This window comes from Bacillus sp. TH30 (assembly GCF_016650875.1).
GTDB lineage: Bacteria > Bacillota > Bacilli > Bacillales > Bacillaceae_G > Bacillus_A > Bacillus_A mycoides.
On sequence record NZ_JAEKEY010000002.1, the window covers coordinates 4,294,841 to 4,306,846 of the forward strand.

The following is a 12,006-nucleotide window of genomic DNA, read 5'->3' on the forward strand; positions in this document are numbered from 1 at the left end:
TAAATTTAGGGAATAAATATAATTTAGTACCTTGCAATAAATAGTACTGAGTGGTATATTATGGATAAATCAGGTACCGTGTATTGAACAGTACTAAAATGAGAAAGGGGGATTGTCCTTGAACGTTCAGTTTAAAAAAGGGGTGTTAGAACTATGTGTTTTGGCACTAGTGAAACGTAAAGATAGTTACGGTTATGAACTTGTTCAGCAAATATCTAATAAATTTTTAATATCGGAAGGTTCTGTATATCCGTTATTACGTCGTTTAACGAAAGAGGGATATTTTCAAACGTATTTAAAAGAGTCGACGGAAGGACCGCCCCGTAAATATTATCAACTAACAGAGCAAGGAGAGAGGCAACTTACTTTATTAGTAACAGAGTGGCGTGATTTTGCTAAAGGTGTTCAAGAAATTATTGAAGGGGTGGAATGGGATGAGTAAAGAACGGTTTCTTAAAGAATTATCAAGTCATCTTAGAAAGTTACCAGAAGAAGAGCGACAAGATATTTTATTTGATTATGAAGAGCACTTTCAGTTTGGGATGGAAGAGGGGAAAACTGAATCAGAAATAATAAAGGGACTTGGCTCTCCGAAAGTAATTGCGAAAGACTTGCTTGCTTTGTATCGCTTTGATGAGATGAAAAAGGATCCATCGACTTCGAATATAACAAGAGCTGTCATGGCAGCGGTTGGACTTAGTTTGTTTAATTTCATTATTGTGTTAGGCCCATTAATTGCAATTATAGGTTTTATATTTTCTTTTTGGGTCGGTGGGATTGCTAGTGTAGTGACACCATTTTTCGTTATTGTAAAAGTATTTATGGGCACTTTTATATGGTTGGATCTTTTCGTTAGTATAACGTTTGTCGGAGTAGGTTTGTTGTTATGTATTGTAGCTTATTATAGTACGAAGTGGTTTAAAAGATTATGTGTACGCTATGTAGTCTGGAACTTCAAAATGATAAAAGGGGAGTAGATGATGAAAAAGATATTATTAGTAGCTATCGCTTGTATCATTATTGGAGTAATAGGGATTTCACAAACATATGAAAAAGCAGTACAAACTGCAGAAAAAGGAGATAAAGAGGACGTAATTAAAAACGAAACGCTAAAAAATGTAGAAGTTAAGTTAGATGCTGGAGATATTGTTGTCCAAAAATCTCCTGATTCCTCTTTTTATGTAAAGCAAAAAGGAGACGTAAGTAAACAGGAGATTCGTATTGCTGAAGATGGTGATACATTAAAAATCATAGGGGAAATAGAAAAAGGTGTTTCATTTGATTTTTCATTTTACAATTTCGGATTTCAAACGCCTACATTGACTATATTAGTACCTGAACGTTCTTATCAAGAGATAAAAGTAAATTCATCCGCTGGACAAATAGAAATAAGTAATGTGAAAAGTGACCGCGTAAGTGTTGAAACACTCGCCGGAGAAGTGGATTTGAAACATGTAACAGCAAAGAGTGTGGAGGGGTCTACAAAAGCTGGTGAGGTGAATTTTAAAAAAGTAATAGGGAAAGTAACAGCAAAAACGGCTAGTGGGGATATAGATATTATTGATCATGATTCTAAATATGATTTAGAGGTAAGTTCAACTGCTGGAGATGTAGATATTACTTTATTGGAAAAACCACAAGATGCAGTTATAACTGGGCAAACTGCTGCTGGAGACGTGACAATTTTTAATGAAGACAATAAAAATATAACGATTGGTAATGGTAGTAAAAAGATTAGCGGTAAAACCGCTGCTGGAGATGTTACTATTGAAACGCGTTAATAATTAATGAAACGCATTCTTTTGAATGAACGGAAATCTATCAAAATATAAAAAGAAGATAATTACCTATATAAATAAGGGAATTATCTTCTTTTTATTATTTTTAATGTAAATCACGATATACGCCAATTACTTTTCCAATAACTGACACTTGTTTTAAAATAATAGGTTCTAGTGAAGAGTTTTCCGGTTGTAGACGGAAATGATCTTTTTCTTTATAGAAACGTTTAACAGTTGCTTCGTTATCTTCTGTTAAAGCAACTACAATTTCACCGTTGTATGCAGACTGTTGTTGGCGAACAACAACTAAATCACCATCAAAGATACCGGCTTCAATCATGCTATCTCCAGAAATGCGTAACATAAACACTTGATCTGCTCCAGCAACGATACTAGCTGGAAGTGGGAAGTGATCTTCTACACTTTCGACTGCTGTAATCGGTAAACCGGCAGTAACTTTTCCGATGATTGGAACTTGAATAACAGATTGTGTTTCCGTTCGGTTGTCACCTAAAATTTCAATTGCGCGTGGTTTTGTTGGATCGCGTCGAATATATCCCTTTTCTTCTAGTCGTGATAAATGTCCGTGCACTGTAGAACTAGAAGCAAGGCCGACTGCTTGACCGATTTCACGTACGGAAGGTGGATATCCTTTTTCTTGTACTTTTAGCTTAATAAAGTCGAGAATGTCTTGCTGGCGTTTCGTTAACTTTTCCATGTTTTCTAACACCTCGTTTTCTTTCATTTTTCTTATTATTAAGTATAACATGCGAAAAAACATTCTACAAACATAAGTTCGAACGAAAGGCAAATTTATGATACACTATAAGGAAAATATAGTGAGAAAGAAGGGTTCAAAATGAATGCAATTATTTATGCACGTGTGAGCACAACAAAAGAAGAACAGGAAACATCATTATTGCGTCAAAAAGATGAATTATTGCATTTAGCTGAGCGCTATCAAATGGATGTTACAAAGGTAATTGAGGAGCAGGCTAGCGGTTATACAATTGAACGTGATGGCATATTAGAAGTGCTAGATACAATTCGAGATGAACAAGTTGATGTACTACTTATACAAGATGAAACGCGTCTTGGTAGAGGAAATGCAAAGATTGCATTAATGCATTGTTTACATAAAGAGGGGATAAAAGTTTATACGCACACGCATAGTGGTGAATTACAGCTTTCAGATTCTGATTCGATGGTGCTAAATATAATTGGGATCGTTGAAGAGTATCAAAGAAAGATCCACAATTTAAAAATTAAACGTGGCATGCAAAGAGCAGTGGAGAAAGGATTTCGTCCAGAAAATAATTTGAAAAATCGTCATTTAAGCGTAGGACGTGAGAAAAAAGAAGTGCCAATTGAGGAAATTGTACGTTTGCGCCGGAATGAATTAACTTTTGAAGAAATTGCAGCAACACTTCGTGGTTTTGGTCATGATGTTTCAAAAGCAACTGTACATCGAAGGTATGTAGAATATACAAAGCAATTGCTTGATAAAGAGGAATAACTATTGTATGATAATAATCAGTTTTGAGTAGAAGGGGGATTCGAGATGCCAAGTCAAGAACTCATTGAACGCATTAACTTCTTAGCGAAAAAAGCAAAAGCTGAAGGCTTAACTGAAGAAGAACAACGTGAGCGCCAATCGCTTCGTGAACAATATTTAAAAGGATTTCGTCAAAATATGTTAAACGAATTAAAAGGAATTAAAGTCGTTAACGAAGAAGGCACGGACGTTACACCGGCGAAATTAAAAGCTTTAAAAAAGCAGGATAATGCAAAATTAAATTAAAAGATGGGCATAGCCCATCTTTTTTTATTTGTTAAAATTGTTATTTAATAACTTTCCAGTTTTCATTTTTCGTTGCTTCTATCCTTTTATGCTTTAATATATAGTTAGCGATAAGTTCAGACATATCTGTTGGTATGTCTTTTACTACTGGTTTATTTTGAAACATAAAGAAGTTCCCGCCACCGCTTGCACGATAATTATTCATAACAACGTCATATTCTTCATTCATATTAAGAGGAGCGCCTTTATACTGCAAAGACTCTACTCTCTCTCCAATTGGTTTTGAAATGTTTAATACATACGAAATCCCTTCCCACATATCGTAATTATAGTGTTGTGGTTTTGGTTCTATATAGGTAGGGTTTACGATGATGGTTCCATCTGCTTTTAATGTGAAATAAGAAGCAGAGAGTTCGAGAGCATCTTTTATATCCGCTCCGGTTATTCTAATTACTTTTAATGTATTTGGATAAATATAATTAGAAACGATGTCACGCATTGTTACATGTTTCGGGAAACCTGGAGATGTATTATGAAACAAACTTGTACAAGAAATTGAAACATTAGCTATATCCATCTGTATTTTATTTATGAATTCAATAAAAGGATGGTCTTGCAAACGTGTTTGCATAGCATCGGAAATTTGCATATCCCCATAAATTATTCCAATAGGTTTATCAAGCCAATTTTGTGTTTTCTCTTCATAATTGGCAACCAAGGAAAGAACATCTTGGTCTGCCGCAATTCCTTGTACGGGCAATAACTCTGAATAACTCTCTTTTTTCACCCATTTTTGTTCTGCTTTTTCGAATGTTACTGTTACTTTTCCAACTGAGTGTCCATTGCATCCGGTCTGTAAAATTGTTACACCATTAATCACGGTGTGAGCGATTTCTCGGTGTTGGTGGCCTGTTAGTAAAATATCTATGCCTTCAATTTCATGGCACATTGCATATCCTTGGTTTTCACCTGTTAAAACTTCAGTCGGTACTCCGGTTTGTAAATCACGTTCAAATCCCCCGTGATAGGCTACGACTAGTAAATCTGGTTTTTCATGTTTACGGATGTAAGAAACCCATTTTTTTGTTGTTTCAAATGCATCTTCAAATTGTAAATCTTTAATATGATGTGCTTGTTCCCAATGGGGGATGTAATGCGTTGTCACCCCTAAAATAGCAATTTTTATATTTGATTCAATATGTTTTATTATATATGGTTTCCCGAAATAAGGTTCTTTTCTGTTTTTATCTAAAATGTTTGCTGATAGATAAGGGGAATTTGCAGTAGCCACAGCATTATTTAATATATCCATTCCGTAATTAAATTCATGATTTCCGATAATTGCAATGTCATACTCTAAGTAGTTGGCTAATAAGGACATTGGGTTTTCCATATCTTTTTCGTATGTAGCGTAATGATAAGTAAATGGTGTTCCTTGAATGAAGTCCCCGTTATCAATCAGAAGAACGTTTGCATTTTGAGAACGTTCTTTTTTTATGAGAGTAGAAATTTTAGCTAAACCAATTTCTGCTTTGGAGTTATCTTGGTAGTGAATTGGATACACAGTACCATGTACATCGCTTGTTAATAAAATATTTAAAGTTACAATTTGATTTTGATTCAACGCCATTCACCTTTTCTATAGTTATCTTTCAATTAATCATATCAAATATATGAAAAGAATTTTAATGTGAATGTATAGAATGTGTAAAGATTCTGTAAATAAGCAATTATTTGTAAAAATATGTGATATATTTCTTCATGTTTATGGAAGGTTATTTTATAACAACGAAAAATGGAGGCATTAACATGTTGAAAAAAGTTTTTGCAATGAGCACAACAGTTGTACTAGCAGCGGGATTATTAAGTGGATGTGGAACGAAGGAATCAAGTGCAAGTAAAAATGAAGATACGAAAAAAGGTTATGTACCGAAGACACTAAATGTTCAATTTGTTCCTTCTCAAAATGCAGATACGTTAGAGGCGAAGGCAAAACCATTGGAAAAGCTATTAAGTGATAAATTAAACATTCCGGTAAAAGTTAGTATTTCAACGAATTACAATACAATTGTAGAAGCGATGGCATCTAAGCAAGTAGATGTAGGCTTTTTACCTCCAACAGCGTATGTGTTAGCGCATGAGAAAAAGGCTGCAAACGTAATTTTACAGGCGCAACGTTTTGGGGTAGATGATGAAACTGGAGCTCCCACAAAGGATTTAGTAGATGTTTATAAATCAGAGTTTGTTGTTAAGAAAGATTCTAATATTAATAGTGTAAAAGATTTAAAAGGTAAAAAAATTGGCTATCAAGATGTAACATCATCAGCGGGTTATGTATGGCCTGCGGCTGTATTGTTAAAAGAGGGAATCGATCCGCTAAAGGATGTGAAACCTGTTACATTAAAAGGTCATGATCAGTCACTTATTGCTCTTTTAAATGGTGATGTAGATGCAGCTGTTGTATTCCAAGATGCTCGCAATATTGTAAAAAAAGATTATCCGAATATATTCGATCAAACGAAAATAGTGAAATTTACGGAGAAAATTCCAAACGATACGATTTCTGTACGTTCTGATTTAGATGCAGAGTGGAGCAAGAAATTACAGGATGCTTTCATTGAAATAGGAAAGAATGAGGAAGGGCACAAAATCATTAAAGAAGTATACTCACATGAAGGATACGTTAAATCTGATGATAGTAAATTTGATATCGTTCGTGAATATGGAAAGAAAGTGAAAACGCAATAATACATATGGAAATGGCGACTAACTGGAAAGTGTGTGATTTCAGTTAGTTTGCCGTTTTTCAGTTATTGATAATACATAGAAGGTAGGTAAGATGTGTGATAGAGTTTCGAAATGTTTCCAAAGTGTATCCGAATGGTACAAAAGGATTGAATAATATAAACTTGAAAATTCAAAAAGGTGAGTTTGTTGTAATGGTCGGGCTATCCGGGGCTGGAAAATCTACACTTCTCAGATCGGTAAATCGCCTTCATGAGATCACAGAAGGAGAAATCATTATTGAAGGGGAGTCTATTACTGCTGCAAAAGGAAAAGGATTACGACGCATACGCCGAGATATTGGTATGATTTTTCAAAGCTTTAACCTTGTGAAGCGATCAACGGTACTGAAGAATGTATTAGCTGGGCGGGTTGGATATCATTCTACATTGCGTACAACGTTAGGTCTGTTTCCGAAAGAGGATGTGGAGCTTGCATTCCAGGCGCTGAATAGAGTGAATATCTCAGAAAAAGCATATGCACGAGCTGATGAATTATCAGGGGGACAACAGCAACGTGTATCAATTGCTAGAGCATTGGCACAAGAAGCGAAAATCATATTGGCAGATGAGCCTGTTGCTTCGTTAGATCCTCTGACAACAAAGCAAGTAATGGATGATTTGAAGAAAATTAATGAAGATTTTGGAATTACGACAATTGTAAACTTACATTCTATTGATTTAGCGAGGCAATATGCTACTCGTATTATTGGATTACATGCTGGTGAAATTGTTTTTGATGGGTTAGTAGAAGAGGCAACGGATGAAAAATTCGCTGAAATTTATGGGGACGTAGCTCAGAAAAGCGCATTATTAGAGGTGGCAGCTAAATGAATGAAGTGACGATATATTCGAAATCGATACCGAAGCCGCCGAGTAAATTGAAACATATGTTAACGGTTATTTTAGTTATTTTACTGTTGTGGGGGAGTAGTGTACAGGTCGACGCATCATTTTCAAAACTAGTAGTTGGTTTTCCAAATATGATGGATTTATTGAAGGAAATGGTGCCACCAGATTGGAGTTATTTTCAAATTATTACAACAGCAATGTTAGATACAATACGTATGGCGATTATTGGAACGACTTTAGGGGCGATTTTAGCCATTCCACTTGCACTATTTGCGGCAAGTAATGTATTTACTAGTGTATTTTTGTACAGTCCAGCTCGATTGATTTTAAATTTTATACGAACAATACCAGATTTATTATTAGCGGCTATTTTTGTAGCGATTTTTGGAATAGGGCCACTTCCAGGTATTTTGGCTCTTACTTGTTTCTCCGTTGGACTCGTAGCGAAATTATTGTATGAGTCAATTGAATCAATTGATCCAGGTCCATTAGAAGCGATGACAGCTGTAGGAGCGAATAAGGTGCAATGGATAGTTTATGGGGTCATTCCGCAAGTGAAAGCGCACTTCGTCTCCTATGTACTTTATACATTTGAGGTGAATGTACGTGCAGCAGCTGTTCTAGGTTTAGTAGGAGCAGGTGGGATTGGATTATATTATGATCGTACACTTGGATTTTTACAATATCAACAAACTGCTTCTATTATTATTTATACCCTTGTTGTTGTATTGCTAATTGATTATATAAGTACAGTGTTGCGGGAGAAATTATAATGAGTAAAACGATGATAATCATACCAAAACCGAAGAAACTGAGTGTAAATCGCTGGATTATTTTTATAGCACTTACAGTTGTATATGTATGGGCCTTTTCAGGAGTCCCGTTAGAGGGAATAAAGAATACGGCGGGAGAAATTACAAAAGCCATTATGACAGGCGTATTGAACCCAGATTGGTCGTATGTATCTTTGCCAGATGGTGAAGATTTATTACACGGTTTAATTGATACGTTGGCAATTGCGATATTAGGTACATTTATTTCTGCTTTTTTATCTGTTCCATTTGCTTTTTGGGCGGCAACGAATATGAGTAGTGGAAAATTAACTTCAGGAACTGGGAAATTTGTACTTAGTTTTGTTCGTACATTTCCTGAATTAGTTATGGCTCTTTTATTTATAAAAGCTGTTGGTCCAGGCTCTTTTGCCGGAGTTCTAGCTTTAGGGTTACACTCTATCGGAATGTTAGGGAAACTATATTCGGAAGGAATTGAAAATATAGATAAGGGACCGACGGAAGCGTTAATAGCAACGGGTGCAAATCGGTTTCAAATACTTTGGTATGCCGTATTACCACAAGTGTTACCGGATTTTCTATCGTATACGTTATACAGGTTTGAAATTAATGTACGATCCGCTGCGATTTTAGGTGTTATTGGAGCAGGTGGTATTGGTACGCCATTAATTTTTGCACTTAGTTCACGTAATTGGTCTCGTGTGGGAATTATTTTATTAGGTATCATTTTAATGGTAATTATAATTGATTTTATTTCAAGTTCTATTCGTAAGCGGATTATTTAATTTGTTTTAAAAGCATCTAATTCAGATGCTTTTTTGTATTTTTAAAGGTTATCAAAAAGGAGATATATCAGAAATTAGTATATTTGTATAAATATACAGATAATTATATTTATTTTTAAAATAAAAACAATTAAAAAGTATGTCATATTGAATGCCCATACATTCCCTGAATCACTGTATTTTTTATGAAAAATCAAAAAAACATCAACATATTTGTCGATACATGTTGTATAATCTTGCGTGGGAAGCTATCATATAAATGTATAAAACGTTTACTAACATACGCGAAGGGAAGAATAGCATGTCACATTCAATCGAACAACTTTCTATCAACACGATTCGCACATTATCCATTGATGCGATTGAAAAAGCAAACTCTGGTCACCCAGGAATGCCAATGGGTGCAGCACCAATGGCTTATACATTATGGACTCAATTTATGAAACACAATCCAAATAACCCAACGTGGTTTAACCGCGATCGTTTCGTATTATCTGCAGGTCATGGCTCAATGTTACTATACAGTCTACTTCATCTATCTGGTTATGACTTAACAATGGATGATTTAAAGAACTTCCGTCAATGGGGAAGCAAAACTCCAGGACATCCTGAGTATGGTCACACAGCAGGTGTAGACTCAACAACTGGTCCACTTGGACAAGGTATTGCAACTGCTGTAGGTATGGCAATGGCTGAAAGACATTTAGCGGCTAAATACAACCGTGATGCGTATAATGTAGTAGATCATCATACATACGCTATTTGTGGTGATGGAGATTTAATGGAAGGCGTTTCTGCTGAAGCATCTTCATTAGCTGCTCATTTACAATTAGGTCGTCTTGTTGTACTTTACGATTCAAACGATATTTCATTAGATGGCGATTTAAATCGTTCATTCTCTGAAAGTGTAGAAGATCGTTACAAAGCATACGGATGGCAAGTAATCCGTGTTGAGGATGGAAATGATATTGAAGCAATCGCAAAAGCAATTGAAGAAGCGAAAGCTGACGAAAAACGCCCAACGCTAATTGAAGTAAGAACGACAATTGGTTTCGGTTCTCCAAACAAATCAGGAAAATCAGCTTCACATGGTTCTCCACTTGGTGTAGACGAAACAAAATTAACGAAAGAAGCATACGCTTGGACTGCTGAACAAGACTTCCATGTAGCTGAAGAAGTATATGACAACTTCCGTAAAACAGTACAAGATGTTGGTGAAACGACGCAAGCTGCGTGGAACACGATGCTCGGTGAATATGCACAAGCATATCCAGAATTAGCAAACGAACTGCAAGCAGCAATGAACGGTCTTCTTCCAGAAGGTTGGGAACAAAGCTTACCAACTTATGAATTAGGATCAAAAGCAGCAACACGTAATTCTTCAGGTGCTGTAATTAATGCAATTGCAGAGTCTGTACCATCATTCTTCGGTGGATCTGCTGACCTTGCTGGTTCTAACAAAACATACATGAATAACGAAAAAGACTTTACAAGAGCTGATTACAGCGGAAAAAACATTTGGTACGGTGTACGTGAGTTCGCAATGGGTGCAGCAATGAACGGTATCGCACTTCATGGCGGTTTAAAAACTTACGGTGGTACGTTCTTCGTATTCTCTGACTACTTACGTCCAGCAATTCGTCTTGCAGCATTAATGCAATTGCCTGTAACGTATGTATTTACACATGACAGTATTGCTGTTGGTGAAGATGGTCCAACACATGAACCAGTTGAACAATTAGCAGCGCTTCGTGCAATGCCAAATGTATCTGTTATTCGTCCAGCAGACGGTAACGAATCAGTTGCAGCTTGGAGACTAGCTCTAGAATCTACAAAAACACCAACTGCATTAGTGTTAACTCGTCAAGATCTTCCAACATTAGAAGGTGCAAAAGACGATACTTATGAAAAAGTAGCAAAAGGTGCATATGTAGTTTCTGCAAGCAAGAAAGAAACTTCTGATGTAATCTTAATTGCAACTGGATCTGAAGTAAGCTTAGCAATCGAAGCGCAAAAAGCTCTAGCAGCAGACGGCGTTGATGCAGCTGTTGTTAGCATGCCATCTATGGATCGCTTCGAAGCTCAAACTGCTGAGTACAAAGAATCTGTACTACCAAAAGCAGTAACGAAACGTTTCGCAATTGAAATGGGTGCTACATTCGGATGGCACCGTTACGTAGGCCTTGATGGAGATGTACTAGGTATTGACACATTCGGTGCTTCTGCTCCTGGTGAGAAGATTATGGAAGAGTATGGATTTACTGTAGAGAACGTTGTTCGTAAAGTAAAAGAAATGCTTTAATGATTTTAGAAAAATCTCTCCAGCATGGGGAGATTTTTCTATGTAATTGAGTTTTTTCGACAGGAAAAGTTTTTTCTCTCTCCGTAGTCAGACAATCATTGCAAGTCTTCTCTTATATAATGTAGGGAAAAGGTTGTCCAGATCGGGAGGGGAAAAATGAAAACGTATGAATTGTATTTAATTCAAGAGGATATTGCGAAAGCTTACTTTGGTCGTGAATATTTGTTTTTTGATTTATTTGCTCGATTTTCAGAATCTGGGTTCCTTTCGGAGAAGAAAGTATTATATAAACAAATGACGTATATTACGATGCCGTTACAAGTAATGAAAATTCATCATAAATTAGAACAAGCTTTGCGTGTTCTTGGTAAATATGAAAGAACAAATCATACTCATACGCTTTATACAGGAGCCGAATACGGAGAAATAATGGTGAAACCACAATATATTCGAATAAATACTTCTGGAAATGTATCCATGGAAACAACTTTCTTTGAGGTGCTTAGAAAGTGTGAGTTAACATTTTTAGCGATGGATTATGAAAATAAAAAGTACGGTTGGTTAAATCCTCTCAAACAAGTACGAACATATGTGTAAAAAATGTCGAATAGTATCTTGTCTTATTGAAAAGGTTTTAGTACACTGTAAGGTAGACAACATGAAGGAGGAAAAGATATGCCAATGTGGTTAGGTATTCTAGTGGGCGTAGTAGCACTAGTAGCAGGCGTGGCGTTAGGATTTTTCATTGCCCGCAAATACATGATGAATTACTTACAAAAAAATCCACCAATTAACGAACAAATGTTAAAAATGATGATGATGCAAATGGGACAAAAACCTTCCCAAAAGAAAATCAATCAAATGATGAGCGCGATGAACAAGCAACAAACGAAATAAGCGCCAAAGGGCAC

At 35.9% G+C, this 12,006-nt stretch carries 14 protein-coding genes; 12 read left to right on the top strand and 2 right to left on the bottom strand.

Annotated features, from left to right (window positions below):
* Positions 1 to 118: 118 nt before the first annotated feature.
* From JFU20_RS24375 to JFU20_RS24385, 3 genes are read left to right on the top strand one after another with little or no spacing between them, the layout of a single operon-like run.
* The gene (locus tag JFU20_RS24375) at positions 119 to 442 is read left to right on the top strand and encodes a PadR family transcriptional regulator (protein ID WP_002165248.1); all 324 of its coding nucleotides are present in this window, start codon (positions 119 to 121) and stop codon (positions 440 to 442) included.
* Complete coding sequence (locus JFU20_RS24380) at positions 435 to 977, top strand: DUF1700 domain-containing protein (RefSeq protein ID WP_002087898.1); 543 nt, start codon at positions 435 to 437, stop codon at positions 975 to 977. The genes JFU20_RS24375 and JFU20_RS24380 overlap by 8 nt, the downstream gene beginning before the upstream one ends.
* Positions 978 to 1,781 (top strand): DUF4097 family beta strand repeat-containing protein, encoded by an 804-nt coding sequence (locus tag JFU20_RS24385; protein WP_002014437.1) that lies wholly within the window; start codon positions 978 to 980, stop codon positions 1,779 to 1,781.
* A 103-nt stretch (positions 1,782 to 1,884) separates the two neighbouring features.
* Here the strand turns inward: JFU20_RS24385 and lexA are convergent, their stop codons facing one another.
* Positions 1,885 to 2,499: a transcriptional repressor LexA gene (gene lexA, locus JFU20_RS24390; protein WP_002087894.1), complete on the bottom strand. Its 615-nt coding sequence runs from the start codon at positions 2,497 to 2,499 to the stop codon at positions 1,885 to 1,887.
* 141 nt (positions 2,500 to 2,640) lie between these two features.
* Here lexA and JFU20_RS24395 point away from each other — a divergent pair, with 141 nt between their 5' ends.
* Complete coding sequence (locus tag JFU20_RS24395; protein WP_002014433.1) at positions 2,641 to 3,297, top strand: YneB family resolvase-like protein; 657 nt, start codon at positions 2,641 to 2,643, stop codon at positions 3,295 to 3,297.
* Positions 3,298 to 3,342: 45 nt separating this feature from the next.
* Positions 3,343 to 3,582 (top strand): DUF896 domain-containing protein, encoded by a 240-nt coding sequence (locus tag JFU20_RS24400; protein ID WP_002014431.1) that lies wholly within the window; start codon positions 3,343 to 3,345, stop codon positions 3,580 to 3,582.
* 40 nt (positions 3,583 to 3,622) lie between these two features.
* On the opposite strand, the gene JFU20_RS24405 is transcribed toward JFU20_RS24400, so the two are convergent.
* Positions 3,623 to 5,206 (bottom strand): bifunctional metallophosphatase/5'-nucleotidase, encoded by a 1,584-nt coding sequence (locus JFU20_RS24405; RefSeq protein ID WP_002165251.1) that lies wholly within the window; start codon positions 5,204 to 5,206, stop codon positions 3,623 to 3,625.
* A gap of 185 nt (positions 5,207 to 5,391) precedes the next feature.
* Here JFU20_RS24405 and JFU20_RS24410 point away from each other — a divergent pair, with 185 nt between their 5' ends.
* The 7 genes from JFU20_RS24410 (at position 5,392) to JFU20_RS24440 (ending at position 11,992) form a co-directional block, all read left to right on the top strand.
* The gene (locus tag JFU20_RS24410) at positions 5,392 to 6,330 is read left to right on the top strand and encodes a phosphate/phosphite/phosphonate ABC transporter substrate-binding protein (RefSeq protein WP_002137777.1); all 939 of its coding nucleotides are present in this window, start codon (positions 5,392 to 5,394) and stop codon (positions 6,328 to 6,330) included.
* Between the two features lie 95 nt (positions 6,331 to 6,425).
* Positions 6,426 to 7,199 carry a phosphonate ABC transporter ATP-binding protein gene (phnC, locus tag JFU20_RS24415; RefSeq protein ID WP_002165253.1) on the top strand — a complete coding sequence of 258 codons (774 nt, stop codon included), beginning with the start codon at positions 6,426 to 6,428 and terminating at the stop codon, positions 7,197 to 7,199.
* Positions 7,196 to 7,990, top strand: coding sequence for a phosphonate ABC transporter, permease protein PhnE (gene phnE, locus JFU20_RS24420; protein ID WP_002165254.1), 795 nt, complete (start codon positions 7,196 to 7,198; stop codon positions 7,988 to 7,990). Before phnC ends, phnE (JFU20_RS24420) begins: the two co-directional genes overlap by 4 nt.
* A complete protein-coding gene (gene phnE, locus JFU20_RS24425) occupies positions 7,990 to 8,793 on the top strand; it encodes a phosphonate ABC transporter, permease protein PhnE (RefSeq protein ID WP_002014419.1) in 804 nt (267 codons plus the stop codon). Before phnE (JFU20_RS24420) ends, phnE (JFU20_RS24425) begins: the two co-directional genes overlap by 1 nt.
* Before the next feature lie 301 nt (positions 8,794 to 9,094).
* Complete coding sequence (tkt, locus tag JFU20_RS24430) at positions 9,095 to 11,095, top strand: transketolase (RefSeq protein ID WP_002087884.1); 2,001 nt, start codon at positions 9,095 to 9,097, stop codon at positions 11,093 to 11,095.
* Between the two features lie 156 nt (positions 11,096 to 11,251).
* Entirely contained in the window at positions 11,252 to 11,692 is a 441-nt protein-coding gene (sirA, locus tag JFU20_RS24435) for a sporulation inhibitor of replication protein SirA (protein WP_002014415.1), read from the top strand.
* 78 nt (positions 11,693 to 11,770) lie between these two features.
* On the top strand, positions 11,771 to 11,992 hold the full coding sequence (locus JFU20_RS24440; protein WP_001132292.1) for a YneF family protein: 222 nt from the start codon (positions 11,771 to 11,773) through the stop codon (positions 11,990 to 11,992).
* Positions 11,993 to 12,006: the final 14 nt, after the last annotated feature.